The sequence below is a fragment of the Microbacterium deminutum genome, assembly GCF_039530205.1.
GTDB classification, from domain to species: Bacteria; Actinomycetota; Actinomycetes; order Actinomycetales; family Microbacteriaceae; genus Microbacterium; species Microbacterium deminutum.
Window position 1 is genome coordinate 145,033 of the sequence record NZ_BAAAOG010000008.1, and the last position, 25,912, is coordinate 170,944.

Consider the following 25,912-nt stretch of genomic DNA (forward strand, 5'->3'; position numbering starts at 1 on the left):
TCAGCTGAGCGTCACCACCAGGATCTGCCGCGCAGCATTTCGCCGAAGTCCTCCGGTGACCCGCGCCCGGTATGACGCGAGCCCAGGTAGCTCTCCACGACCGCTCGTCCGAGGTCGTCGAGCTCAGGTGCGACCACGTGGCCGCCCGCACGGCGCGCGAGTGCGTCGATGAACCGGGCGAGACCCGGATCGTCTCCCAGGCGGAAGAACGTCGTCTGGGCGCCGAGTCGCTGCACCGTGTCGAGCTCGCGCACCGTGACCGCCACCGTGCGGGGGTCGGGCGGGTAGGCGAAGTGCACGGAGCCGTCCGGCTCCAGATGCGACGTCGGCTCGCCGTCGGTCACGATGAGGAGCACGGGCTGCGCGGTGGGGTTGCGCCGGAAGTGCCGTTGGGCGAGCAGCAGGGCGTGGTGGAGGTTCGTGCCCTTGTCCCACACGGCATCCTGCGCCGTCAGCTGCTCGATGTCCATCACCTCGGCGTGGCGGGCGAACGCGATCAGCTGCAGGCTGTCGCCACGGAAACGGCTGGAGATGAGGTGATGCAGGGCCAGCGCCGTGCGCTTCATGGGCACCCACCGTCCGTCCATCGCCATCGAGAACGACGTGTCGACGAGCAGCGCGACAGCGGCCTGCGTGCGTTCCTCGGTTTCGACCACCTCGACGTCGCGCGTCTCGAGGCGCACGCCCGCTGACGTGTCGCCGCCGTCGGCCGCCGTTCGCAGCACGGCGTTCGACACGGTGCGCGGAATGTCCCACGGCTCGGTGTCGCCGAATGCCCATTCTCGGGTCGAGCCGTTGCGGTCGCCCGCCGCGCCGGCGTTGCGCGTCTCGCGGCGACCGGTGCGCCCGGTCTGGCGTGTGGCGATGTCCCGAAGCAGCGCACGGCCGAGCTGCCGCATCGCGCGGGGGGTGAGCCGCAGCGCACCGTCGGACGCACGTTGGAGCATCCCGGTGTCCTTCAGCTCCTGCTCGAGGTCGCGCAGGGCTCGGGCGCTGACCGCAGCGTCGTCGCCGACGAGGCGCGCGAGCCCGTCCACGTCGATGTCGTCCATCCGAGCGCCGGGGTAGGACTGGCCGAGCTGGTCGGACAGGGAGTCGAGGTCGGAGAGGTCCTGCATGATTCCGGTCGCCTCGCCGAGGCCGGCAGGCTGATCGCCCGAGAAGGATGCCGAGCCGGTCCAGTCCTCGCCGGGCCTGAGGGAGCGCAGGTTGTCGTCGAGTCGCGACAGCGACTGCATGAGGTCAGGCGAGCCGAAGGCCTGGGCGGCGAGGTTCATCAGCTCTTCGCGCTGCTCGGGAGTCATGGAATTGAGCATCCGCTGAGCCGCAGCGGAGCGTTCGGCGAGGGCATCCATCAGCTCGTCGAGGTTCCGGGGATTCTCGGGGAAATGCTCGCCGTGCTTCTGCATGAACTCGTCGAAGTCCTCGGGGGTGTCCTCGCCGAGGCGGCGCTTCTCGAGCAGGTCATTGAGATCGGCGAGCATCTCGCGGATCGCCTGGCGGTCGGCATCCGTCGCACTTTCGAGGGCGTTCTTCATGCCCGCGAAGCGCTGGCCGAGCAATTCACGGCCGAGCAGCTCCTTGATGCGCTCGTAGTCGGCACGCGCCGCGGGACTGCGCCACTCGTAGTCGGCCAGGTCGTTCACGGCGGCCGCGGTGCTCGAGGGCAGGTTCTCGAGCCGCATCTCGGCGAAGGAACGGTCGTCGTCATCCATATCGACGTCGCGGACGAGGTGCTTGCGCTCCTCGAGCACGGCGTGCTCGAGGAGCTTCCGAACCTCCTCGAGGGTGCCGTCGAGCCGGTGACGGCGCACGAGATCTGCGCGCCGTTCGCGCACTCGGCGCGCCAGGTCGTCCAGACCCAGCTGATCGCGGGTGCCGCGGCGCAGGTACTCGCGCATGGCGCGCTCGGCGGAGGTTCCCGACATGACGTCGCGCCCGATCGCCTCCAGCGCCTCCTGCACCGGGACGGGCGGGGCGAGCGGATCCGGCCCCCCGGCATAGCGTCCGTACCGGTTGGTGTGCGCCGGCACGCGGTGGAACCCCCGGACCATCAGCGGATGCCTCGTGGTCGGACCATCTGCGAACCGCCAGCCCGCTCAGCCATAGACCGTCTCCCCGGCGGCGCTGTCCTTGCTGATCCTGCGGTCCAGGTAGAGCGCCTCGAGGAGGAGCTCGAGCGCGCCCGCGCGCTCGCCAGGCGTTTGCGCTCCGAGCCGATCCGCGACCTCGTCGTAAAGGTCGGATTCGCCCAGCACCGGCATCGCCGCGAGGACATCGGCGGCCGGCACCTGCTCACCCGTCATCACCGTCGCCCCGTCATGCAGTGCATCCACCAGGGCTCGCGCGTCGATGCCGCGCAGATGCGTGCGAGCGGTCTCGGCGACCGCCGTGCGCAGGAGATGCTCGAGGATGACGCGCTCGCGGCCCTCCTCGCCGGTCTCGAACTCGATCTTGCCACCGAGGACGTCGACGGCGGTCTCGAGGTCGACCGGTCGAGCCACCCCGACGTCCTCGTGCTGACGCGTCGCGCGATGCAGCGCGGCGGCAGCGATCGTCTCCGCCCCGGCGATGGCGAAGCGGGCCGACACTCCGGAACGCTGATCGACGGCATCCGACTCGCGAAGGTTGCGGGTGAACCGCGCCAGTACTTCGAGCAGGTGCGGAGGCACTGCGGCGACGAGGTCGGCCTCCTGACGGATGACCGCGACCTCCTCCTCGATCGTCTGCGGGTAGTGGGTGCGGATCTCGGCGCCGAAGCGGTCCTGCAGCGGCGTGATGATCCGCCCGCGGTTGGTGTAGTCCTCGGGGTTGGCGGTGGCGACGACGAGCACGTCGAGGTTGAGGCGCAGCACATAGCCGCGGATCTGGATGTCGCGCTCCTCCATGACGTTCAGCAGCGACACCTGGATGCGCTCGGCGAGATCGGGGAGCTCGTTGATGGCGACGATCCCGCGGTGACTGCGGGGGATGAGCCCGTAGTGGATCGTCTCGGGATCGCCGAGGGAGCGGCCCTCGGCGACCCTGATCGGGTCGACATCGCCGATGAGGTCGGCGACCGAGGTATCGGGGGTGGCCAGCTTCTCGACGTACCGCTCCGATCGGTGCCGCCACGCGACCGGCAGGTCGTCACCCAGCTCCGACGCCCGCCGAACGGATGCCGGCGTGACCGGATGGAATGGATGCTCGCCGAGTTCCGATCCGTCGATGACCGGAGACCACTCGTCGAGCAGACCTGCGAGACTGCGAAGCAGCCGCGTCTTGCCCTGACCGCGCTCACCCAGAAGGACCACGTCGTGTCCGGCGAGAAGAGCGCGTTCCAGCTGTGGAATCACCGTGGTGTCGAATCCGTGGATGCCGGGCCATGGGTCGCGTCCCTCGGCGAGAGCCGACAGGAGGTTCTCGCGCAGTTCGATGCGCAGCGGCCGGTAGGTGTGCCCCGACGCGCGCAGCTGTCCGGTCGTGGCGATCGCGGATGGCGATGTTGTCATGACGAGAGAGTAGGTCGCCTCAGCAGGCATGAGGGCCGGATGCCGCAATTTGACGCCGCGATGGCCGCGCGGTGCCCTTGTCGCCGTCGTCTGGTTGTTCTACCGTGTGGCGCAATGTCGAGAGTCTCGGTGAGATCTCACCGCGAATTGCCCGTTCCGATTACGTGCTCTGTTCAGTCGTCCATCGCCCATCCGCGCCGGCCGTAAAGTTCGTCTGCCACCCGTGTGAAGTGGTCGCGATCCATGATGAAGCGGGTTCGGCGCGCGCCGCGGATGTGGACACTGAAGACCCGGTCGAGATCGACCCACGACAGCCGGCCGTGCGAGTCCTTCGGCCCGGCGCCGATCGCGAAGAAGCGGTGGTCGGCCTCGTGGGACCTGGTGCTGAGCCGCACTGCGTAGAACCGGTCAACGCCCTCGCTACCCAGGATCAGGACGGAACTGTACGCGCCGCCAGGTCCAGCCTGCCCGGCGCCGCTGGGTCCGGCCCCGGTCGGCCCGGCGGGGCCGGGCGCAGCCCCGATGGGCGCGGTGGCCCCGGGCCTAGCCCTGGCGGGCGCCCAGGTCCGCACGATCTCACCCGCCGCGAGTGGGCCGTCGGCGTCAGGGGCGTAGGTGATGCGCAGTCGGTTCCGAGTGGGGGGTTCAATCTCGACGGTGGCGGTCAGTCCCGAGTGCCCGGGTAGGAATTGATTCCACTGGTCCTGTTCGGCCTGCTCGCGCGCTATGCCGCGTGCGAGCGATTCGGCAACGCGCCCGTACGGGTTGAGGTTGTCTTCGAACATGCGCTGCAGCGCCGCGCGGACTGCATCCCTCTCCTCAGCATCCACGAGGACAACTTAGCTCCAGCGGCAACAAGGGGCTCCGGATGCCGCGGCGCGGGCGCCATTGCGCCAGTTCGGTCGATGGTCGTCAGACGCGCTCCCGGACCACCCGGGCAGTCGCGACCGGGTCTGGGCGGTGCATGACCGACTCCGGCACGATCACGAGCTCGGCTCCGTCGATCTCGCTCGCGAGTCGATCAGCCGCCGCCACCAGGATGGGGAACGTCTGCTCACCGCGCAGGATCGTAACCGGCTGCGTGACCGACAGCATCTCCCGCGGGGGTGTCGACACTTGGGCTGTCAATGTCGCGTCGTAGACCGTCGACTGCGCGAGTGGTACCAGTGGCACGAACTGGTCGCTGTTGCGGATCTGCTCCACCATCTCTGGTGGCAGCCCCACCCCCTCGAGCTGGAACGTGACGACCGCTTCGTCGCTCCTGCCATCGTCGACGAGCTGCTGCAGACGCCGCGGGAGATCCGCGGCAGGTTCGTCTGTCCCGAACCGAAACGGCGGCTCTGAGAGGAACAGGGAACGGATCGGCGCCCCTCTGGCGGCCGCGTAGAGGGCGAGGACCGCGCCGGAGGAGTGCCCAAGCACGATCGCCTCGCCGCCGGCTGCTTCGATCACCGCCGCCAGGTCATCGGCCTCGTCCTCAGGTGTAGACCCGCGCTTGTCGTCGCTGGAACCCCGCCCCCGCCTGTCGATCGTCACGACTCGGAAGCCTGCCTCGGCGAGCGCGCTCGCGAGCGCATTCCCGTCGGCGGCTAGAGAGAAGGCACCCCCCACGATGACGACGGTCGGCCCGGCGCCCACCTGCTCGAAGGCGATCCTGGTGCCGTCGGCGGAAATGGCTTGGTCCATGGCAACAACAAACCACGACCCACCGACAGTGGGCAAGACGGGGTCTCTCGCCGAGCCGATGGATAACGCGCGGATCGGGCAACTGAGTCGCAAAAACCCTGGAGGGACTCGAATGCGAAATTGAGCATTCTGCTCAACGGCATCAGACGACAACTTCCGCGGAATTACGCGGGTTTTCGAGAGTCGAGCTACGTTCAGCTACGTCCAAAAACAGCCAACTGCATGCAGAGTGCGGGCAAAAAGCGGGCAAAAATGGCGGTCCTACCCATGTGCCGTGGGCGATCTCAGGATGGGTCCCGTTCAACAGCATTCGCCAACAAATTCCTACCTCTCAATTTTGCGCACATTGCTTAGTGTCAGGCTTCTCGATCCGGTTGCGATGAGCAAAATGCTCAAATGGGAGTGAGTGCATCATGAAGGTCACGACATACGCGAACCTGATCGGCGCGGTTGTAGTGGTACGCTATTATGTACCATATTTAGGAGGCCGGGATGACCGCCATCACTGCCACAGAGGCGCGCAAGACGCTCTTCGGAGTCATCCAACGGGTCAACGAGGACCACACCGTCGTCGAGGTTGTCTCTCGGCACGGGAACGCCGTCATCCTCTCGAAGGATGACTACGACGCGCTCACCGAGACCGCCTACCTTCTGCGCAACCGGGCGAACGCCGAGCGGCTGCTCGAGGCGATCGAGCGCGCCCGGCGTGGCGAGTTCGAGCAGCACGATCTGCTCGACGCGTGACCCGCAGGCTCGCCTTCGACCCCAACGGGTGGGAAGACTACGTTTACTGGCAGACGCAGGATCGCAAGACATTGAAACGAGTGAACCTGCTCATCGCAGATGTGCTCCGCGACCCATTCGCCGGCATCGGCAAGCCCGAGCCCCTGAAGCATGTCCTGTCCGGAGCGTGGTCTCGCCGCATCGATGAGGCGAACAGGCTCGTCTATTTCGTGACGGATGAACATGTCGTCGTGCTGCAGGCGCGCGACCACTACTGAGTGCCGCGCGCGCCGAGAGAACGCGAGGACGCCGAGCGGGCACCGTCAACGCTATATCCGGGCCGTGTGTGAGGGGTACGGCTCCGAGCGAGGACAGCCGAGCGCAGCACACGCGACGCCGTGCCCGGCGGGCCTTCGCGCGAGAGGATCATCGGCCGATCCTTCAGGCGGAGCGTCGTCGTGAGGCAACGCGAGGCGCGAGACGCCGCTAGCGGTATCCCGCTCTAACGGTTGCGGTCGAGGGATCGACGTTGGAAGAACGCCGGTGCATAGGCGAGGACCATGATCAGCCCCATGCCGACACACACGCCGCCCAGAACGATGTTGGACGTGGGAGGCACCAGCCGCCAGAGCCCGAGAAGCATCCATCCGATGCCGATGAGGGACAGCGATCCGTAGGTGGCCTGGCTCGCAGCGGCCTGTCGTCGATTGAACGCCGCCAATGGTCTGCGGAACATGACCGCAAGCGCCGCCGCGACGGCAGCCCCCGTTGCGATCACTACCCCGGTCACGACGTGGCCGATCAGAATCTCCGCGATCGCCGCGGCCCCCCACAAGGAGAAGAGGGCAGGTGTGACCCAGCGCTGTGTGGCGACTCTCGAAACGTCGCTGACGTCGTCCGAGGATGACTGACTCAGTGCCATGCGCCACACCATAGTCGTGCGTCTCGCGTCCGCGGGGAGCTCCGCCAACACGGTTCCATTTCCGTACGGGACACTCACGTGGCGACAGAATCCGCCGGTGACGACCGACTGGTCGTGATCCCCCGGGGAGCGCACATCGTGACTACTCGCAACTGCTGGCGCTGCTTGCCGCGCTAAAGAGGGACGTCGACCGCATCGATACGCTCACGAATCGACTTGACGCCCGCGAGCATCATGACGCCGCAGGCTTCACGGTCGACCGCTGAGCTCAGATGTCTGGCTGTCTGCTGTTGCCTGGAAGCTCCCGCGCGAGACGGGCGGCGCGGTCTTCGGCATCCTGTCGGCGATGCATCCCGCGGTTGCCTCTTCGATCGTGATGCCCTCGTGGAAGTCGACGGGAGGATCATGCGGCGGTTCGCGTTCGGTGGAACGCGGTCGACGAGGCGGCTCCCTCGGCCTCTCGCATTGGGGTTTACGGGCCGAGGGGGCCTGGCCCACATACGGCAGCGCACACGTGTTTCCGACGCCCCAGTAGTCGGGTTGGATGCCACCATAGTCGCCGTGCTGACCTTCTGGACAGCAACGGACCAAACTGGAGTTGCACTCTACGGCGGCGGGCTTCGTCGTCCTCGAGTTCGCTGTCACCGAAGCCGGCACAAGGCAGGAAGTGTCGCGCCACGGTCAGCTCCTCGAACCGACGATGATGACATTCCTGAGGTTCCGACTCGGGCCGCGAGGCGTCGCCCGAACGACGCCGGTGGGGTGTCTCAGTCCCTCCGGTTGGGGGCTTGCGCGCAACGAGCCTCGGGTGAAGGGTGAGAGGTATCGGCGACGCCGATGGGGCGTCACCCTTGCCGAAGGGAGGCGGCCGTGTACGCACGTTCCACCACTATTATTGCCCAGCCTGCCCGCATCGACGACGGCATCGCGTTGGTCAACGACGAGCTGATGTCGATGATGACAGACATCGAAGGCTGCATGGGACTGTCTCTGCTGGTCGACCGGTCGAGTTGCCGCTGCATCGCCACGAGCTCGTGGGAGTCCGAGGACGCCATGCGCGGGAGCAACGAACAGCTCAAGCCGATCCGACAGCGCTTGCTCGAGACCTTGGGCGGGGACGGACTCGAGATCCAGGAGTGGGAGATCGCGATCCTCCATCGTGACCACGAGTCGCCTGCCGGGGCCTGCGCTCGTGTGACTTGGGCTCGACCACGGGCGGGTCAGCTGGACGCAGAAGTAGACGCGTTCAAGACCAACGTGTTGCCGCTCCTGGAGAACCAGGACGGGTTCTGCAGCGCGAGCATGCTCCTGAGCCGTGAGACCGGGATGCTCTGCGCCACGGTCAGCTTCGACAGCGCAGCGAGGCTCGAGGGCAACCGCGAGTTCGGCGCCCGCCAGCGGGCCATGATGACCGAGCAGACCGGGATCGAGTTCGTCGACGTCCTCGAGTGCGAACTCGCCGTCCACCACCTGAGGGTGCCCGAGTTGGTCTGACCGATATCTGTCACCGTTTCTCGCTGATCCAGTGCAGGGACCTCCGGGCCCGGTGACCCGACCCGATTCGACGCGCTCACATGCTGGCGCGAGTTGTCCGTCAAGTTCGAGACGACCGCATCGAGCAATACCGCGAGCCCGGAGTGGCGATCAGGTCGTTGTCGTGACAGATCTCACCACCGACGCACGTGCGTCGCCCATCCGCCAACGAGGATCGATGGATCAAGGTCACGCCACACTTGGTCGGATCCCCTGGCGGATGGCGCGCTGGACCACCAGGCGCGTCTGAAGGCGCAGCAGTTTGACCGCCCGTATGGATGGCCTCGTAAAGCGCCGCAACGCCCTGCGCGCCCCGGTCGCCGCTGACCGACCGCTCGTTCGCCAAGTCCATTCCGGCGCGATGGGGGAGTCCTCTCGGTACTCGCTAAGCGTCGCGTGATTGACGAGTTGGGCATGGTCGTGGCGATCGACAGGGCGCCCCCGGACTACGCCCGTTCGACCCGCGGTCGGTGCGGATCGAGTGGCAGGACACACCACCGAGGTCGCCCGGCTCCGCGCCGGGCGAAAGCAGGAGAAGCAGTCATGACCACCCAGTCCCACGGTCGCGGGTACATCCACGACAGCAAGCAAGAGCGCCGCCGAATTGGAGGAGCGCTGGGCCACGGCTCACCGCCGCCTGCACAAGGCGATCGAGGAGGAGGGCTGGGAGACGCCCAGCGTCGCCCGGCCTTAAGCCCAGGAGCAGGATGCCGCGATGCGGTTCCGTCGACGTGCCGAGAGTACGAACCGGTGAGCACCGACACGCCGAAGGAAACGACAACAGCCTGTTGTGGGTCGCCGGATGGATCGCACTGGTAATCGTCAGCGCGGGCATTGGAAGTGCCCGCCACAGCGACGACTGCTATCAAACCAGCTCCTGCCAGGACTACAGGGGGGACGAGGAGTACCGAATGGTGCCGGAGGAATGATGGAGCCTGCACACGACATGCCTGAGGACTCTGGTCCGCGGCCCCACGACGGACCTAGCCCTTGAGGGTGGTGCGTTGCCCAACCCGGACCGACTGCGCGTCGCGCTCCCGGAGCGGTTCCGACCGCCGCTCGGGCCTCCTCGCATCGTTGGACTACGACTGGACCGTGGTCTGCTTCGTTACGCCGACGACGATCGACGTGCTCGCCGGCTCACCGCCGGAGTTCATCGAATTGCGGATGTCGCCCGTGGTCGAAGATGCGCAAGCTCGCAGACCGGTGCACGATCGTGTTCTCCGGGATCGCTCGACGATCTCGTCGACGTCGCCCGTCTTCGTCCTGGGCAAGGTTTTGCCGGGCTGCCCCAGCAGCCATCCCGCATCCGGTCCTGGCGTGGAAGGGGGATCCACGCGTTGGGTCGCGATCCTCGAGCAGGCAGTTCGCGCGATGAGACCGGAAGGTGTTGCTGCGCCCTCGATCTAGGGCCAACATGTGGGTCACGTACAGCGATCTACATCGACCGCATCTGAAAGCGAGGACGCCGATGACGCAATATCCTGCGAGTTGGTCTCTCAAGAAGCAGGCGAAGAAAGATGCAGAGGCAGCCAGCTACCTGTTTCCTGGAGAACGGGTCTTTTACCAAGGGTCCGCGAACGGAGTGAAGCCCCTGACCACGGACTTAGTCGTCACAGACGTGCGGCTCTTCCGCTACAGCCCGTCTGGGTTCGGTGACGGCATCCGCCTCACCGAGATCGCTGAGGTGCTTGCGAAATCGAGCGCGCTCACCGGGGGCTCCCTGGTCATCACCGACAGGGCCGGAATCGTCGTCAAACTCAGCGCGATCGCTTCGAAGGACATTGCCGCACTTGAAACGGCGATCGCTTCTGCCCGTGCTGCCCAACCCGCGCCGGAAGCGATCGCTGCGGCCGAAGCCGATTCAGCCGCACAGAGGACCGAAGATGTTTCCACCACCGGTGATGTCAGTGGAGAGGCCAAAGCCGACGAGCGGAGGCTCCAGCAGGTCGAGAAGCGTCGAGAAGCGGCCGCAAGCATTCTCGAGCGGGCGCGCGCGAAGGCATCCAAGAAGGGAATCAACGTTGACGGAGCGCTGGCCGTGGCTCACACCTACGACGACGGCCAAGACCAGTTCCTGGTCCTGTTCCCAGATCGAGTCGAACTCATCAAACGACGAAAAACCGGCTCCCTGTTCGGCTCTGGAGCGGGTACCGAGGCCATTCCCCTGACGCGCATCTCGTCCACCCAGGTAGTCAACTCGAGCATCTGGGCCATCGTCGAAGTGTACACATCGGGCAACTCCATCAAGTTCAAAGCGGATCAGATCTCGGGGCCAGCGATGCGAGAAGCGATCCTGGACCAGATGAATCGATCGTCGGCCGGATCCGGGCCGACTAGCGCTGCGCAGCCGGAAGACCTCCCCGCAAAGATAAGGAAACTCGCGGAGCTCCATGCCGACGGCATCCTCACGGATGAGGAGTTTGACGCCAAGAAGACAGAGTTGCTCGAGCGAATGTAACCCCGCTCATCATCCGTTAGCGGGCCATACCCAAGCGACGCCCGCAGGCGGTCGCTCGGATACCTGTCAGCGCGGCGCGCTCGAGGGTGTCGGCGTGCGCCTGCAGATGCTCAGCGGGAGTCCTCGGGTCGCCCTGATGTGCCTCCGAGAACAAGACCATGATGGTGGCGCGTCTAGTCCCCTCCAACGACGGCCGCGCTATCGATACCACCACCCGACAAGCAGCACCGCTTCAGCGAGTGTGCATTTAGCGCTCGGGGGTAAGGACATGATGCGAATGGCGGCTCAGTCGGGTCGCAGGCCTAGTCGCTGAAGGTCACCGAATATCCCGACAGTCCGTCGATGCTGATCGTGAACTTGATCCCATCGAGCGTCGACATGCTCCATCCGCTCTTGAAGCCGTAGGAATCGCCGGGCGCGAGAGACTGAAAATCCACCGAGCTGGTTACCTCACCGTCGCTAACGGACAGCACGTCAGACTCGCCTTCTTCGGCATTCGTCGCATGAGCGAAAACGAAGTCATTGTCGCGCGCCAATGCCGGCGAAACGTTCTTGATGGTGACTGGAAAGTACACATTCACGGGCTTGGGTGCTTGCTGATCAGCGAAGTTGTCAAAGAACACCGCGCTGCCGCTTGGCGTGAACTCGACCGGCGGCAGGACCGTGATCTCCAGCAGCATCTCACCATCCCTTGTGCTGTCCGAATAGATCGCGGTCTGACCAAACTTGCAACTCGAGGATGCGGGGGCCGTGTCGCACGTGTCGTCGACAGTGGGCGTCGGCGAGGCGGTCTTGCTCGGTGCCGTCGGTGTTGCTGGCGGCACCGGGCTGCCGGAAGCCTGCGGCGCAGCGGCGCGCTCGCTGATGACTCCGAAGGTAATGATCGTCGCGAGTGCAACGACGACTACGCCGCCACCGATGATCCACGGAACGATGGGAGGCTTCGGCTTTGGTCGACGCATCGTGATGTCTGTCCGAATCGTCCCCGGTGTCTGAGAGATGACCTCCCAGCCGTCGTCCGCCCACTTCTTGATAGTTCGAGACTCCATCCCTCGAACTACACGAAATGTCCTCGTCTCGTAGTTGACCTCGGTGTCGGTCGTCATGTTCCATAGTTCCGAAAAGGTGGCTGGCCGATGCCTGGCCAAGCCGAGCCTATCGTCCACAGATCACCGTGTTCGCGGCACGCGATCCGTCAGACGTCGACGCCAGATTGATAGGTGGTTACCTCCCGCCGCTCGCTGTCGACGACAGTTCAACCTGAGGCTACGGCGACGGGCGCGACTGATGCGGTAAGCACAAGCGCGGCCGCGGCCCCAAGGCATCTCATGCGGCCGAGCATGGCGTAGCGATGCAGAGGCCGACAGTCCACCTTTCAGCGGACATCCGACTCTGGGGACTAATGCCGCGCGAGAAAGCCAAATGGCGGCCCCAAGTGGCATCCGTAGCCGGGCCGTGCCCGAATGCGCCTTTTCGGACGGTCGATCACGGGCCGATCCGTCTGCGGGCTGCGCCCGATTCGAGGTCCTTTTAGGGGTGCTTCACATGTTCCATGATGACTTCGAGGATTGCAGATGACCGGCCTCCCGAGTCCGCGTCGGAGCACGACGCCCTGGGGGCCCTCGCCGAGCCCCACGGCTGGTACCCCGCCAAAGCTGAAAGCGTCCCACGGCGGGCAGCCGTGCAGCGGCGTAGATGTCCAGCACATTGCAGGCAGCTCCGAGTGCGCTGCGCCACGTCACGATCTGACGATCTTGGTATGCCGATCGGGACGGCCGCGCTGGCTGGTCATCGTGGCGGTTGTGTGGCCGTGGAGAAGGGCCCACGCGAGAAGGCTGTCGATCCGCCGGACGTCCGCGCCCTTGGTCAGCTTTACCTTGATGTGGCCCGGGGGAGTCCACAGTTCGACTTCTGCGTCACGGTCGAGCATGCCCCCGGCGTTCTCGGTGGACCACATGTTGATTGAGCTGTACGGCAGCGAGTGGATCTCGACCTTCTTGCCGGTCATGACCTGCGCGTCGCGAACCATGAGTCGTTTCGTGGTGAACGTCGCGGAGTCGCGGAATGTCTTGAATGATGCGACGGGTTGCTCGCCCTCGACAAGCAGAGACTGTACGTCGTCGGGTGTCGGGATCTCCTTCTGCAGCGTCCAGGCGAGGATCGGCGCGGTCTCGGACATGAGGGTCTCCCAAGGAGTCAGGCGTGGCTCCAATGCCGCGCGCGGTCAGCGTATCGGAAGCGACCAAAGGTCATGGTCCCGGCGTGAGCTCAAGTCGCCGAGTAGCGACCCGTCAGCGCGACGTGTTCCGGTCACGAGAGATCTGATCGTGTGATGCCCAGCGGGCTCGTCCTCGGCGTCTCCGTTTCCGGAATGCGGAGCACGGACGTTCGTCGAGAACGATTGCCCGCACAACGGCGACCTCGCACCCTCGACATTGACCACGACCTGATCGTCAGGGGCGACCCGGCGCCTTCCGAGCCCAGCCAGACACAGGACCGGGTGAAACGGTGACGTCATGGCACAAGCACCTGCCACCCCGTGGAGCCGCGAGCGCTCGCCGTTGAGGGGCACTTGATCAGTGCCCATGGTGGCGCGATAGTGATCTCAGTGCGGAGCACGTGGCACGGCTCGGGGAGAGCGCAGATGACCAGCCAACGAGAGGGGCATCATGCAATCAAGCAATCTCCGACGACTTCCTGCCCGCCTGCTGGTTGTTCTCGGACTGGGCCTGGCGCTCACCGGCTGCGCCGGAGCGGGTGTGACTAACGAAGGTGCATCGAGCTCGGCTGCCCCTCAAGAGGCGGCGCCGGCGATCGGGGTACCGGTGACCGACGGTGACATCGAGTACACCGTGAACTCCGTGACCTGTACCGAGCAACCAATGGATGACGGCAATTACGATCCGCTTCCGCCCGACGGTCAATACTGCAAGGTCAACGTCGCAGCCACAGCGAACGCGAACGTCGGGATGTTTCTGGGAGAGATCACGATTACCACTGCCCAGATCAACGGCGAAGTCAAACCGGATGTCGCGGCGATGCTGTACGCCGGGACACTCCAACCTGACTACATCAAGAAGGGTCAGACCCTCACGGGAGATGTGGTTTTCGACATTGCAAAGGACGATTCCGTCAAAACGGTCGCTCTAAAAGAAACACCGCTGTCGGAAGGGGTCGTTGTTCCCGTCGATTAGGCCCTCGAACCGCCCTCTCCACGATTGTGCAGAGAGGGATCCCTGCGAGCGGCCGATTCGGATCGCTGATCGAGCATTCGTCGGCAGCCAGCATCTGCGGCGGCCGGTGTTTGGCGCCGAACCTGAGGCGGCGATCATGCAACTACGTGAGGAAAGCCGACCTCGAAACAAGCTGTGAGCTGAGCGGCATCGTCCAACCGCCAGCGTTGCTGAAGGAGCCTCAGCGGGCGGGCGAGGCCTCGGCACGTGCCCGCGACGCTGGGTGCCTTCGGTCGATGACGACTTCACGGCCGATGCCTGTGCTGTTCAGCGGAGTCGACTTTCCATCTCTCGATGTCTGGGTCGAGGATGGCAGGTAGGGCGGTCGCCCTCAGGTCCGCGTGGTCGGGGCCGGTGGTCCGATCGTGGGGTCTGCACCAACGAGAACTACACGAATAGGTTCGCGGGCTCGTCGGGGATCTCAACGACGAGACGAGTCGTCCCGAAGTCGTCGGTGTGGATCGTACTAGGGTCGGCCACCCCGCCTGAGTCGCGTGCCGTCGTGAATCGGTTCGACGTTATCCCGGCTTGACGGTCCAAGCTCCGTCGGACTGGACGACGATCACCGACGGGCCAGCGAGCATCGGGACAGTCCCGTTGTACGCACCGATCTCGTTGATGGCGAGGTTCGGGATGGATCCGCTGTACTGGACGACAACGAAGTTGCTCTGGCCGGTGTTGCTGAACGCCCAGTTTCCGGCGGCGCCATCGTATTTGTACACCTGGTCACCGGTTGCTCCGCCTGGCACGACGAGTGTAGGTGCGGAGGAGATCGGGGCGATCACGACGGACCAGTCCCCGTCGGCACTCACCTTGATGTTGGTGCCCGCGCCACTGCCGATGCCGCTCAGGCCGAACCCCGTGACACCCTTGTAGGGGCCGATCGTGTTGACGAGCAAGTCTCCGGTGGGCTGGTTGGCCGAGTCGAGGACCGACAGGACGAAGTTCGAGGATCCGTTGTGCTGTGCTGTGACGATGCCAGCTGTCGCGCCTGCCGGGATCGCGATGACGGAGTCGCCGGTACCCGTCTTGGTCACGGGCGCGAACGTCCCGTACGCGCTGTCGTACGCGGCGTTCGGGTTCGCTGCCGGCTCGGACTTCGAAGGCGACGCCGCTGAGGATTTGGACGGCTGATTCGCTGCAGGGCTCTCGTCCACAGTGCTGGACGTTCCGTTGCTGTATACGACGTTGAAAATGATCCCAAGGACGATTGCGACAGCGCCGAGGATCGTGCCGATCAGCGAAAGCCCGCGAGCCGAAGTCTTCCGGATGAGGGCGATGACTCCCAAGATCAACGCGACGACGCCGAGGAAGATCCCGAACCCGGCAGCAGGGGTGAACGAGAAGATGACGCCGACCGCGCCGAGTATGACAGCGGTAAGCGCCAACCCACGGCCCTTCTTCGGCGCGTTGGGCTCCGGTTGGGCGGGCGTGTTTGGGTCAACAGCCACAGTCGGGGCCGAGGGCGGGGGCGGTGCGATGTTCGCTGGCTGCCCCGGCGGTTCCGGTGGAACCCCAGCAGCCACCGGCGGCGGTGCCGGCAACTTACTCGCCGGATTGGGGCTGGATTCGTCGTGGGGCTCTGACGGCTCACTCATGACGGCTTGAGCATGGCACGTGTGCTGAGGTTCCTTCAGCGCAAAACGGTTGAACTGCAAGTTCCCCCGCGCCAGCTATCTCCTAGACGCCAGACTCTACCTCCGCTGAGCGGAGGTCAAGGTCAGCGTCGGATCGGAGCGTAGTCGCGGGGACCGAATGTTTCCGGTGCCGCGCACTGCCCGTCGCCACCGGATCCAGCCAACCCCGGTTCCGCACAGGCGACATGTTGGTCACACGGCGGCCAGCCCGAGCGGCCGGCGTTCATTGGTCAGTGGATGTGGCCGCCGGAGGATTCCGACGTGCCTGGCCAGGACTCCCACCTGCGACGTCAAGCATTGCCAAGTACGAGTTGAGTACGCATAGTGGGGACATAAGTTCGGTTTAGACACGCATAAGACCAACGCGCTGGGAAGGAGCATCGATGAAGCCTGAGCGGGACGCGTCCCGCTCACCGGACGGTGCCGTTCACGTCCGTGCTCTTTCGTGAACCTCAGCAGCTACAACACCCGATACGAGGAATCTTCTGTGACTACGCCCACCGAACAGCCGGTCTCGCTCGGCATCCCGCCCCAAGACGGTCGCTGAAGCCCCGCCCGAACAGCCCGCAACCAAAGAGCCCGCAGCCAAAGAGCCGGTGGCTCCGGAGGAAGACGGTTCGCTGGAGCATCCTTTTGCCGGCAAGGCTGGCATGGTTGTGAAGGGTCTGTTCGGCGGACCGAAGTTCGGCCTCACGGGTACGGTCCTCGACGCGAACGGCAAAGCGAAGGTTCATGGCTACAACCAGTTCATCGCCGAGCCTCCCGCGGGCCATAAATAGGTTCTGGTCGGTGTCGGATTCGTCGGAATCTACGCCGACGGCACGGAACCCTCGATGGAGTCCTACTCGGTTCACCCGGCCACACCCGAGGGCCATGTCTACGGCAACGAGTGGAGCGTGTACCCGGACGGGATGGCATCCGTTACCGACGGGCCTACCCTGTACGATGGCGACCAGTTCGCCGGGATGATGGCATTCATCGTTCCCGAAGCTAAGCAGACCTTTCTGCTGGAAAACAGCGGTCAATACCTCTCCATAGCCGAATATTCGGCGCCCGCCCCGACTGATGCGGGGCGTTCGGTATGGAGACGACATCTACCCTGTTTCGGGACTCACCTGGACCCGATCGCAGCCGAGGCCGTGCATCACGAGTAGGACCCTTCCTCCTGTACGACGATCGATGTAGCCGGGTGCCCTCTCGGCGGTCCTTGGATTGTCGAGGTGACGGCAACACTTAATGAGTGGAGAGTGTTGTGGTGGCTTTCGTGTTGGCGTATAGGCCGGACCTGGTGCAGGCGTGTTGGGATTCGTGACCCCGACGGTCCGTGTTGTACAAGCATCGGCATCGGCACCTGCCGCGAGGGCCTTGCGACACAGTTGCCGCAACCTCGGCCAACTCCGAGATTCGGGTGTTCTGAGCGTCAAAGGAGCCTCGGCGTGCACAGCCTCGAATCGATACGCCGGCAAGTGCGCGGGATTGCGTAACGATTGCACGGTTCGCCACGCTGCCCCACGGTTGGCGGTTCGTCTGGCTCCGATCTAGCCAAGCCACCTGTCCAAGCCCGGTCTGTGCTGCCGCCACCAGGGATGCCGGTCGCCATGTCGTCAAGTACGGCGCTAGCGAAGCGGTTGGACCGCGAGGCCTGGTAGTGCGGGGCTATGCTCTGGGCATGAGCGATCTGATCCTGCACACCAAGAGCCGCATCTCGGGCAAGAACGCTGACGTCCACATCTACGGAAACCGCATCGAATGGGCGCGCGAGGGACGCGGCGCTGGGTGGAACATCACGGCAATTGTGCTCGCCGTGTTCACTGTGTGCATCAGCCTTATCTTCATGCGACCGTCGTTCAAGACCCAGGCCACCGAGGTTATCCCAGCTTCCAAGATCAGTTCTATCAAGACGCAGAAAGATGGCGCGGTCAATACGAAGGTCACGGTAATCACTTCAGGCAACGAGATAGAGTTTCGAACTTCACACGACAAGGCTGCGGCGATCAAGACGGCGCTCACCCAACTCGCGACCGGGTAGCGCGATAAGTTCCAACTGACAGAGGGTGAAATCGCAAACGTGGGCGAAGTTGTCCCTGTCCCTAGCTGGCGACCGCGATCATGGTCTTAGGCGTCGTTGGTCCATCACGGCCCAGATCGATCATGCGCGGTCTTGTTTGAATAATGGCACCCATCAGGAGATACGCAGGCGAACGCCCGGGGCCAGGCGAACGGCTTCACGCTGTCAGCGAGGTCCTCGTCGCGAAGCTGCTCCGGCGCGAGCGCCCATCGCGCCGAACGTGCCGGCGCAGATTCGACCTCAGCGGCGCAGGGAGATCCGATGCGAACGGGGGGGAGTCCGCTGTGACGCCGGTCGCGGCGTCCACCAACCCGGAGAGATCACCTCCTGCCGGGCCGAACAGCGCGGCTAGAGCCCGGCGCGAGCGCCGTCCAGATCGGCATCCTCGAGGTCGTCTGTGGCCCATGGTCCGAGCGCGGTGGCGATCCACTCCTTCGTCGATTGATGCTCGGATGCGAAGGGTCGGCGGCGATCTCGTGACAGCCGGCGATGCCGCCGGAGTCCTCGAATGGTGCGCGCCGTTCACCAGAGCAGCTGGGCGAGCGGCTCGCCGGCTCTCGCGACATCACGATCGATCAGGTCGATGCGGCGCCAAACGGCGTGCGTGGCGTGGCGTACCCTCGACGCGTGCGTTGGGTCGCCTTGCTTCGAAACGTCAACCAGGGCCAACGGGGGAACCCCTCGACGGCCGACATCCGTGCCGGCTTCACCGACGCCGGATGCCGCAACGTCGAACTGTTCCAGAGCAACGGGACTGTCCTATTCGACGCGGACGATCCGGTCGAAGCCGCAGAACGGGCGTCCGCGGGGATCGCTGCCCGATCGGGACATGAGCGCGAGGTGTACTGCATCGCGCTTGCTTCGCTCGCGGAGGCTGTTGACCGGCACCGCGACGCAACGGACCTCCGCCGATATGAGTTCACGCTCCATGGCGGCGGCGATCTGGACCCGACGGCTGCCGATGTGAGGAAGGAGACCGACCGGCACCGCTGCGAGATCGTCGACTCCGGGCCCGGCTGGGCGATCATCCACAACCGGATCGACGGCGAAGGTCACGCCACCCCCGTCCTCGAAAGTCTCACCGGCGGTCCGGCCACCTCGCGAGGGCTGCCGACCCTCGTCCGACTGGTCAGCCGATTCATCAGGTGAGCCGTTCGGGCTCGCGTGGTCGTGCAGGAGTGCGACACTGAGCGCATGGGTACGGTCTATGAGGCTGCGGGTGGTGCCGAAGGGCTCGAGCGACTGGCTGGCGCGTGGCACGACAGGGTGATGGCGGACGAGGTGGTCGGCCACGCCTTCAGCCATGGCTTCCATCCGGAGCACACCAAGCGGCTGGCGGCGTACTGGGCGGAGGCGCTCGGAGGACCGCCGGCGTACTCGGCCGAGTACGGTGACGAAACCTCGGTCGTCCGGATCCACAGTGGAAACGGCGTCCACGACGACATGGATCGTCGAGCCATCGCCTGTTTCGACCAGGCCCTGGTCGACGTTGCTCTGGCCGAAGCAGACCCGCTCCGACAGGTGCTTCACGACTACTTCGCGTGGGCCACCACGACGACGATGTCCCGTTACCACCGCTCCGCAGAGGATGTACCCGACCACCTGGACATCCCACATTGGTCGTGGGCCGGACTGGTCGACACACCATCACGCGACTGACCAGTAGCGTTCCACTCACGCGTCACGTGCGTGCGATGCCGGCGATGTGGGTGTTGAACGGGAGGAACGGGGTGTGGATGCGGTAGCGCTCGATCTCGACGCTTTCGAACCCAGCCGCGCGCACGTATCCTTCGAGGTCTCGTTCGCAGGAGCAGCCCTCGAAGGTCCAGGCCCAGGGGCGGCGGAGGATCCGCTGAACGGCTCGCGTCGGCGTCCCGGTCTCGGCGACGACGTGCTCCAGGAATCGAAAGGTGCCGCCCGGGCGCAGGATGCGTCGTACCTCGGCGAGCACAGCAGCGGGATCCTGCACCGTGCACAACACGAGCGATGAGATGACAGCGTCCGCGCTGCTGTCGGGCAGGCCCGTCTGCTCGGCCATGCGCTCACGCAAGGTCAGTTGCACGCCGTGCTGACGCGCCGCCTCTCGCAGCCGGCCGTGCATGTGACGGTTCGGCTCGATGGCCACGAGGGACGCACCGGCAGGGAGGTAATCGAGGTTCGCGCCTACTCCCGGGCCGATCTCGACGACCTCGCGGGGGAGCCCCGCGTACATTCGCTGTTTGTGCGACCGGAGGCTGTGCTCGATGTAGGGGTCCATCATCCGGAAGAACAAGGCATTGAAGGGGCCGCGCACGGCGTGCTGCTCGAACTCCGTCACGGCCGGCGTGGCCGTCGAGGTGGTGCTCTGGGTGGCATTCACTTCTGCTCCCGGGTGTTGTTGTCATCTGCAGCAGATCCCAAGAGTGCACGGTCGCGTTTGCCGTTTCAGGCGTGGAACTACCTCACTTCGCGGATGCCGACTCCTCTCGTCGAGCGGCGCACCAGGCCGCGATCTGGGCGCGCGATGTGAAGCCGAGGCGCAGACGGATCCGTTCGACATGGCCTTCCGCGGACCGTTCGTCAATGCCCAACCGCACCGCGATCTCGCGATTCGTGCACCCCTTGGCGACCAGAGCAGCGACTTCGGTCTGTCGCCCGGTCAGCGCTCGCGGGTCACGCGGCAGCCGGCGCAAGCCCAGGAAGCGGCGGATCGGGGTGACCAGGCTCTGCGCGTCGCCCGCGTAGGGAAGGTGTGAGCGCCCGGGCAGCACGACAAGCTGCGCATCGCGGATGCCGTCGGCGAGCGCCCGCGCCTGCTCGATCGGCGCAGCTCTGTCCTGCGCGCGATGCACCACCAACGTCGGCGCGCGAACCTCCGCCAGGAGGTCGCTGACGTCCAGGTCGTAGCTCAGCGCCAGCAGCGACCGGGCGCTGCCCGCGGTCGATGAGGCCCGCTGGTACCGACCGAATTCCTCACGGGACGCGAAGTTCGCATCGGGGGCGAAGATGTCGGTGAGTACGTCCGAGCCGAGACCCCAGTGCGACTCCACCAGTCCGAGGAGATGATCCTGCACGCTCGGCTCCGCGATCTGGGCGCCCGTCACCCAGCCTCCGTAGAGAACGAGCCGACGAACCGTCTCAGGGTGCGCTGCGGCCCACGCCACCGCGACGAGCGCTCCCATCGACGTGCCCATCAGGTCGAACGGCTCCGCACCGAGCGCCTCGGCGACAGCGCTCAGCTGCTCCAGTTCATACGCCAATGAGGGTTGACGATCGGATGCGGCGGACAGCCCGCATCCCGAACGGTCGTAGCGAACGAGCCGGCAGCCATCCGCGAGGCTCTCGTAGAACGCGCGCTCCGCGAGCACCTCCCAGCTCAGCTGCAGATGACTGAGCCACCCGTTGATGTACACCAGAGGCCTGCCGGTGCCCACCGAGGCATACGCAACGTCGGAGCCATCGGCCGTGGTGAGGTGACCAATGCGTTGCTGCACATCTTCATTATCGCGATGAGCTCCGGAGGGCGGCCCGATCCGCGCCGCTCCGCGCCGCTGCACGTGGGCGACGCCCTACGGAGCGTCGCTTGCCCTCACCTGATGGGCATCTGTCACGCCACGGGACCTGCGGTAAGGGTTACTGACGCCGAGTGGGTCGCGCCCGCAGTGTCGACCCAGGTCACCGTCACGGCATCGCCCGGCTTGTGCGATGCCATGATCGCCGAGAGCGAGCTCCCGTCTGTCACCGTCGTGCCGTCGACCGCCGTGATGGTGTCGCCGGCGGCGAGTCCCGCACTCTCAGCCGGGGTGCCGGCGAAGACCGAGCCGACGCTGACTCCCGAGCCCGTGACATTCTGCGATCCGTACCCGTTGTACCCCGAGTCGGGGCCGCCGATAGCTGCCGATTGGCCGATGCCGACGCCCAGGAACGCCGGATAGCCGATGGTCACGGAGCCCGACCCGTCGCCGTTCGCCATCTGCTGCGCGAGCGTGAGTGCCGTCCCGATCGGGATCGCGAATGCGGTGATGTCCGCACTGCCCGAGGAGGCGGCTGTGGTCATTCCGATGACTTCACCGTCCGCGTCGAGGAGTGCACCGCCGGAGTCGCCGGAGACGATTGGCGCGGCGATCTGGATGACGCCGTTGAGGGTCTCGCTCGCCACCGGTCCCTCGGAGGCGGTTGTGACACTCGAGTCGAGCGCGGTGATGGTTCCCGTGGATGCCATCAGGACACCGCCGCCCTCTGCGTTGCCGACCGCGGTCACGGCGTCGCCGGCGCTCTCGGTGTGGTCTTGGTCGATGGCGACGGTGTCGAGGCCGGTCGCCCCCTGCAGTTGCAGGAGCGCGACATCATCGGTGGCGTCCGTCCCGACCACCTTCGCCGTGTACGTCTGTCCGGTCGAGGCGATCGTGACGGAGATCTGGGTGGAGCCCTCGACGACGTGGTTGTTGGTCAGAATGAGCCCGTCGCTGCGGACGACCATGCCGGTACCGGCCGCGGCGGCGTTGTCGTAGCCGAGAACGGTGTCGATGAGGACGATTCCCTTCGACTCGCTCGCTGAGGCGGTTGTGGCGGGGGACTGCGTGGTGCTCCAGCCGCCTGCGTTCGGCGTGCCGTATCCGTATGCTCCCGAGTCGCCATACCAATCCGCATACGCGCTCCCACGATACGGATCGCGCGCGCTCGACTGTGCGAGCACGGTGGCACTCGAAGCGGATGCCGCGCTGGTCGGGCTGCTCGTGCTCGCAGCGGCAGCAACCGAGGCGCCGATCCCGAGCACACCTACGGCCGCCAGGCATGCCGCGACCCCGACGATCCGGCCGGGGCGTCGATACCACGGGTGACGCCCGACCACCTCTCGTTGGGGAGTCGTCCTCGGCTGCATCGACTCAGTCGACTCGACGGATTCATTCATGATCGGGTCCCTCTCTTTGCACCGATCTCAGCAAGGGTTCCCGAGCAACGACCATCCGTGCGCTTTGCTTTTGCTATGCGATTCGCGATTCGCCCCGGCTTCGGCGGGTCGACGGAGGATCTCACGCGTGCGGCGCGCGGAGCAGTGAGGGCAGACAGGGATCGAGCGCAAGCCGTCCCGCACGAGCGCTGCCCGACATCGGGTCAGCGGCGCCGGATCAGGCCACCTCGGCCGACCGAAGACGTTCGCGCTGAGCGGGAATGCCGTTTCGGATCGACATCCAGGATCCCTGGTGCTCGACGTCGTACCTGCGAAACGCACATGGGATGCCGCGAGCCGTCATCACGTCCAAGGAGTCCATGAGTTGGAAGTGCAGGTGAGGTGAGGTCGAGTTGCCGGTGTGGCCGACGCGGCCCAGCAGCTCACCGGACCGCACGATCTGTTCGGCGCGCACTGCTACGGAGCCCGGCGCGAGGTGGACGAACGCCGCGAAGACGTCGCCCGTCCGCAGGATCACGTGGTTGCCGAGGATGGCGGGGAGGTTGCCGGGCGTGAACGTCCAGGCATTGCGGATGAGCCGCGCGGCTTCGGTCACGGGATGGATCCAGGCTCGCTCGGCCACGCCGTCGACGGCCAGCACCACGACCCCGTCGCACGGCGCGTAAATCGGCGCGCCCCACGCGTAGCACTCCTGCACCCGGACGCCGACGAGGTTCGCACGCAGCATCCCCGCCGGATGAAAGCGCGTTCCTGCACGCTCGTCGACCTTGAGGAAGTCGAACGCGAACCGCTGCCCGAGCATATCGGTGCCATGGCTCGGGATCCGCGCGGCCGGCGTCGTTACGGCCATCCACCCCTCTCCGCGCAGCGGGAAGTCCACGACGACGGCGTCGTCCAGCTCACCGGCCACGCCCTGGAGACTACGCCGCAGGGCCGATCCGCAACCACCCCGGTAGCGGATCGGGCGGTCCCGTAGGGGGAGCCAACGAAGGTCACACCGGTGGTCGAGCGGGCATGCCGTGCGCCGATGCGGCGCCCATCGTCTCGAGGGTGATCGGATGCGACTCGATCCAAGACGGCACGTCCGCGTCGAGCCCGTCTGCCGGCTGAGGATCGTTCATGGCGATCCCGAGCGACACCTTCCGGGCGAGATCCGCGCGGAAGAGGGCGAGGGATGCCGCGATCATTCGCGCTAGCGGCACAGGAAGGTAGCGCGGCGACCCGTGCCAGGAATTCGCCTGCTGTACCAGCACGGCGAGCTGCGACACGGTAAGACCTTCGGGCCCGCACACCTGAAGGATGCGACCCCTGAGTGAGTCATCCGTCGCGACCCGAGCGACGACGGCCGCGACATCCCTGACGTCGACGAATCGATGCGCGGCTTCCCCTCCACCGATGATGGCGGGGCGACCCGAGCGACCTGCAGACCGGCTGAGGATCATCGCCCATGTCTGCGCGAACGCCGTCGCGCGCACGATCGTCCACGGGACGCCGGACCCGCGGACCACCTGCTCGGCGGACCATTTCGTTCGGGCGAGCGGCAGGGCGGCATCCGGGGCGGCGCCCACGGACGACACGAGGACGATGCTGCATCCGACTCGTTGCGCGGCAGAGACGACGGCACGGCTGCCGAGCTCGTCGACGGTCGCGAGGCCGTTGCGTTCACGGCTCTCAACTCCGTGCGAGGCGACCACAATGCACGAGACGCCGTGTGCCGCTGCGGTGACTGTGGCCGGATCGCGGATATCGCCGTCCACGAGGTGTACCGAGCGCGACAAGAGGGGAACGGATGCCGTCGCGTGCCGCGCGAGCACCCGCACGTCCGACCCCACGGCGAGATCCTCCACCACCAGTCGCCCGAGGCGCCCGGTCCCGCCCACGACGAGGATCACGGCCGCAGCCCCGAAATGACCGTTCGAACTGCGGCATCCGCATCGATGCTGTCGCGGACGACCGGTGCAAGGTAGAACGTGCCGGAATCAATGACGCCGCCCTCGACATGGAAGATCATCACTCCGCGCAGAACCTGCTCCGAGCCGTCACTTCGATGCCCGCTGAGGACGATCTCGGTCCACACCGTGGCTCCGTCGGCCACGAGGCGCCGTTCGTCCACCGCGAGATCCGGCATCCCTGCGAGGATCCCCGCCCAGTTGCGGCGCACCTGCTCGGCTCCGCGGAAGCTTCGATCCGGTCGAATGGGGTCGTCGAGGACGTAGTCGGCTGCGAAATGGGCGACGATCCGGTCGAGATCGTGGTCGGCGGTGGCGCGGTGGAGGCTTCGCACAACGTCAGCGGGCGAGCGGGTCGTGGGAGGTTCGGGGGTCATGGTGTCGCGTCTTTCCTGTTCGCGTCGAGAATCCGCGCGTATTAGATACAGTGATATGTATCTAATAAGGAGGATCCTCGTGCCGGAGCGCCCTGTCAAGAGAAGGAGCTACGACGCTGCTCATCGTCGGAGCCGCGCGGCCGAACGCCGCGCGCACGTGGTGGAGGCAGCATCCGGGCTGTTCTCGTCGCGGGGTTTCTCGCGCACCACCGTGGCCGCCGTGGCGAGCGAGGCCGGGGTGTCCTCCGAGACGATCTACAAGTCGTTCGGTGGCAAGGCCGGACTGGTCCGCTCGATCTGGGAGGACGCGCTCGCCGGGACCGCGACCGACCACGCGGAACAGCGGGCGGACGTTCTGGCCGTAACCTCGCAGAGCGGGCCCGACATTATCGAAGGGTGGGTGCGCCTCGGTCTCGAAGTCGCGCCGCGGGCCATCGGTGTACTCACGCTCGTGCGCTCGGCAGCCGAGGTCGATCCGGAGGCAGCCCGGCTCCTGGACGAGATCGAACGCGGCCGCGCGGCGCGGATGACGCACAACGCACAGGCCCTCTCCGACAGCGGCTACCTGCGCCCGGGTTTGAGCATCGACCAGGCCCGCGATCTGATGCTCATCTTCTCGGGCGAGTTCTACGACCGACTCGTCGTGCGGGCCGGATGGGAGGTCGAGGCCTACGTGACGACGATGACGCGCACAATGTGCGCCGCGCTCCTGCGGAGCGCCTGAGGACCAGATCGACGAATCCGGCATTTTGAACCCGTGGATGCCGGAGTTGATTGCCAGGCTGCGGGGTCCTCTTCTGGTGTTGACCTGGCGGTGGTTGCATGGGGTCGGGTGAGGTCGATACGACGGGGGGTGCGGGGATGGTTTCGACGCGGCGGGTGATCGTGTTCATCCAGGAGAACAAGACCCCGGATTTCTATTTCCCGACCCTGTCGGGCTG

The 25,912-nt window shown here is 65.8% G+C and carries 25 protein-coding genes and 1 pseudogene; 12 read left to right on the forward strand and 14 right to left on the reverse strand.

The annotated features are described in order from the left end of the window. Positions 1 to 11 precede the first annotated feature (11 nt). From ABD212_RS16285 to ABD212_RS16300, 4 genes are all read right to left on the reverse strand, one after another. Positions 12 to 2,054: a vWA domain-containing protein gene (locus ABD212_RS16285; protein ID WP_344096614.1), complete on the reverse strand. Its 2,043-nt coding sequence runs from the start codon at positions 2,052 to 2,054 to the stop codon at positions 12 to 14. A 45-nt stretch (positions 2,055 to 2,099) separates the two neighbouring features. After that, a complete protein-coding gene (locus ABD212_RS16290) occupies positions 2,100 to 3,491 on the reverse strand; it encodes a sigma 54-interacting transcriptional regulator (protein ID WP_344096616.1) in 1,392 nt (463 codons plus the stop codon). A gap of 173 nt (positions 3,492 to 3,664) precedes the next feature. Continuing rightward, a complete protein-coding gene (locus tag ABD212_RS16295; protein ID WP_344096618.1) occupies positions 3,665 to 4,321 on the reverse strand; it encodes a hypothetical protein in 657 nt (218 codons plus the stop codon). Between the two features lie 82 nt (positions 4,322 to 4,403). Next, on the reverse strand, positions 4,404 to 5,177 hold the full coding sequence (locus tag ABD212_RS16300; RefSeq protein ID WP_344096620.1) for an alpha/beta fold hydrolase: 774 nt from the start codon (positions 5,175 to 5,177) through the stop codon (positions 4,404 to 4,406). 492 nt (positions 5,178 to 5,669) lie between these two features. On the opposite strand from ABD212_RS16300, the gene ABD212_RS16305 reads away from it, so the two are divergent. Both ABD212_RS16305 and ABD212_RS16310 read left to right on the forward strand, forming a co-directional pair. Next, a complete protein-coding gene (locus ABD212_RS16305) occupies positions 5,670 to 5,921 on the forward strand; it encodes a type II toxin-antitoxin system Phd/YefM family antitoxin (RefSeq protein ID WP_344096622.1) in 252 nt (83 codons plus the stop codon). Beyond that, positions 5,918 to 6,178 carry a Txe/YoeB family addiction module toxin gene (locus tag ABD212_RS16310; protein WP_344096625.1) on the forward strand — a complete coding sequence of 87 codons (261 nt, stop codon included), beginning with the start codon at positions 5,918 to 5,920 and terminating at the stop codon, positions 6,176 to 6,178. The genes ABD212_RS16305 and ABD212_RS16310 overlap by 4 nt, the downstream gene beginning before the upstream one ends. 224 nt (positions 6,179 to 6,402) lie before the next feature. Here ABD212_RS16310 and ABD212_RS16315 read toward each other — a convergent pair whose 3' ends face one another. After that, complete coding sequence (locus ABD212_RS16315; RefSeq protein WP_344096628.1) at positions 6,403 to 6,822, reverse strand: hypothetical protein; 420 nt, start codon at positions 6,820 to 6,822, stop codon at positions 6,403 to 6,405. 870 nt (positions 6,823 to 7,692) lie between these two features. Between ABD212_RS16315 and ABD212_RS16320 the strand changes: the two genes are divergently transcribed. From ABD212_RS16320 to ABD212_RS16330, 3 genes are all read left to right on the forward strand, one after another. Beyond that, the gene (locus ABD212_RS16320) at positions 7,693 to 8,316 is read left to right on the forward strand and encodes a hypothetical protein (RefSeq protein WP_344096630.1); all 624 of its coding nucleotides are present in this window, start codon (positions 7,693 to 7,695) and stop codon (positions 8,314 to 8,316) included. A gap of 1,116 nt (positions 8,317 to 9,432) precedes the next feature. Further along, positions 9,433 to 9,765, forward strand: a complete 333-nt coding sequence (locus tag ABD212_RS16325) for a hypothetical protein (RefSeq protein ID WP_344096633.1) — start codon at positions 9,433 to 9,435, stop codon at positions 9,763 to 9,765. A gap of 61 nt (positions 9,766 to 9,826) precedes the next feature. Next, positions 9,827 to 10,816 (forward strand): SHOCT domain-containing protein, encoded by a 990-nt coding sequence (locus ABD212_RS16330; RefSeq protein WP_344096635.1) that lies wholly within the window; start codon positions 9,827 to 9,829, stop codon positions 10,814 to 10,816. A 302-nt stretch (positions 10,817 to 11,118) separates the two neighbouring features. Here the strand turns inward: ABD212_RS16330 and ABD212_RS16335 are convergent, their stop codons facing one another. Together ABD212_RS16335 and ABD212_RS16340 are read right to left on the reverse strand one after the other, a co-directional pair. Continuing rightward, positions 11,119 to 11,922: a hypothetical protein gene (locus ABD212_RS16335; RefSeq protein ID WP_344096637.1), complete on the reverse strand. Its 804-nt coding sequence runs from the start codon at positions 11,920 to 11,922 to the stop codon at positions 11,119 to 11,121. A 704-nt stretch (positions 11,923 to 12,626) separates the two neighbouring features. Continuing rightward, positions 12,627 to 12,995, reverse strand: a pseudogene (locus tag ABD212_RS16340) (PH domain-containing protein); the annotation flags it as partial. A gap of 490 nt (positions 12,996 to 13,485) precedes the next feature. Between ABD212_RS16340 and ABD212_RS16345 the strand changes: the two are divergent. Further along, the gene (locus ABD212_RS16345; protein WP_344096640.1) at positions 13,486 to 14,010 is read left to right on the forward strand and encodes a DUF4352 domain-containing protein; all 525 of its coding nucleotides are present in this window, start codon (positions 13,486 to 13,488) and stop codon (positions 14,008 to 14,010) included. Between the two features lie 557 nt (positions 14,011 to 14,567). On the opposite strand, the gene ABD212_RS16350 is transcribed toward ABD212_RS16345, so the two are convergent. Then, a complete protein-coding gene (locus ABD212_RS16350; RefSeq protein ID WP_344096642.1) occupies positions 14,568 to 15,437 on the reverse strand; it encodes a DUF4190 domain-containing protein in 870 nt (289 codons plus the stop codon). A gap of 845 nt (positions 15,438 to 16,282) precedes the next feature. Between ABD212_RS16350 and ABD212_RS16355 the strand changes: the two genes are divergently transcribed. The 5 genes from ABD212_RS16355 (at position 16,283) to ABD212_RS16375 (ending at position 19,413) form a co-directional block, all read left to right on the forward strand. After that, on the forward strand, positions 16,283 to 16,465 hold the full coding sequence (locus ABD212_RS16355; RefSeq protein WP_344096644.1) for a hypothetical protein: 183 nt from the start codon (positions 16,283 to 16,285) through the stop codon (positions 16,463 to 16,465). Between the two features lie 54 nt (positions 16,466 to 16,519). After that, positions 16,520 to 16,840: a hypothetical protein gene (locus ABD212_RS16360; protein ID WP_344096646.1), complete on the forward strand. Its 321-nt coding sequence runs from the start codon at positions 16,520 to 16,522 to the stop codon at positions 16,838 to 16,840. 515 nt (positions 16,841 to 17,355) lie between these two features. Continuing rightward, entirely contained in the window at positions 17,356 to 17,715 is a 360-nt protein-coding gene (locus ABD212_RS16365; protein ID WP_344096648.1) for a hypothetical protein, read from the forward strand. A gap of 666 nt (positions 17,716 to 18,381) precedes the next feature. Continuing rightward, positions 18,382 to 18,903, forward strand: a complete 522-nt coding sequence (locus ABD212_RS16370; protein WP_344096651.1) for a DUF1697 domain-containing protein — start codon at positions 18,382 to 18,384, stop codon at positions 18,901 to 18,903. Between the two features lie 45 nt (positions 18,904 to 18,948). Beyond that, positions 18,949 to 19,413, forward strand: coding sequence for a group II truncated hemoglobin (locus ABD212_RS16375; protein ID WP_344096653.1), 465 nt, complete (start codon positions 18,949 to 18,951; stop codon positions 19,411 to 19,413). 22 nt (positions 19,414 to 19,435) lie between these two features. Here ABD212_RS16375 and ABD212_RS16380 read toward each other — a convergent pair whose 3' ends face one another. The 6 genes from ABD212_RS16380 to ABD212_RS16405 form a co-directional block, all read right to left on the reverse strand. Then, complete coding sequence (locus ABD212_RS16380; protein ID WP_344096655.1) at positions 19,436 to 20,113, reverse strand: class I SAM-dependent methyltransferase; 678 nt, start codon at positions 20,111 to 20,113, stop codon at positions 19,436 to 19,438. An 82-nt stretch (positions 20,114 to 20,195) separates the two neighbouring features. After that, a complete protein-coding gene (locus ABD212_RS16385; RefSeq protein WP_344096657.1) occupies positions 20,196 to 21,227 on the reverse strand; it encodes an alpha/beta fold hydrolase in 1,032 nt (343 codons plus the stop codon). Between the two features lie 113 nt (positions 21,228 to 21,340). Continuing rightward, positions 21,341 to 22,645, reverse strand: coding sequence for a S1C family serine protease (locus ABD212_RS16390; protein WP_344096659.1), 1,305 nt, complete (start codon positions 22,643 to 22,645; stop codon positions 21,341 to 21,343). Positions 22,646 to 22,862: 217 nt separating this feature from the next. After that, positions 22,863 to 23,555, reverse strand: a complete 693-nt coding sequence (locus ABD212_RS16395; protein ID WP_344096661.1) for a M23 family metallopeptidase — start codon at positions 23,553 to 23,555, stop codon at positions 22,863 to 22,865. A gap of 82 nt (positions 23,556 to 23,637) precedes the next feature. After that, a complete protein-coding gene (locus tag ABD212_RS16400) occupies positions 23,638 to 24,537 on the reverse strand; it encodes an SDR family oxidoreductase (RefSeq protein ID WP_344096663.1) in 900 nt (299 codons plus the stop codon). Further along, positions 24,534 to 24,971, reverse strand: a complete 438-nt coding sequence (locus ABD212_RS16405; protein ID WP_344096665.1) for a nuclear transport factor 2 family protein — start codon at positions 24,969 to 24,971, stop codon at positions 24,534 to 24,536. Before ABD212_RS16405 ends, ABD212_RS16400 begins: the two co-directional genes overlap by 4 nt. Positions 24,972 to 25,050: 79 nt before the next feature. On the opposite strand from ABD212_RS16405, the gene ABD212_RS16410 reads away from it, so the two are divergent. Beyond that, on the forward strand, positions 25,051 to 25,695 hold the full coding sequence (locus tag ABD212_RS16410; protein ID WP_344096667.1) for a TetR/AcrR family transcriptional regulator: 645 nt from the start codon (positions 25,051 to 25,053) through the stop codon (positions 25,693 to 25,695). The last annotated feature ends 217 nt before the right edge of the window (positions 25,696 to 25,912 follow it).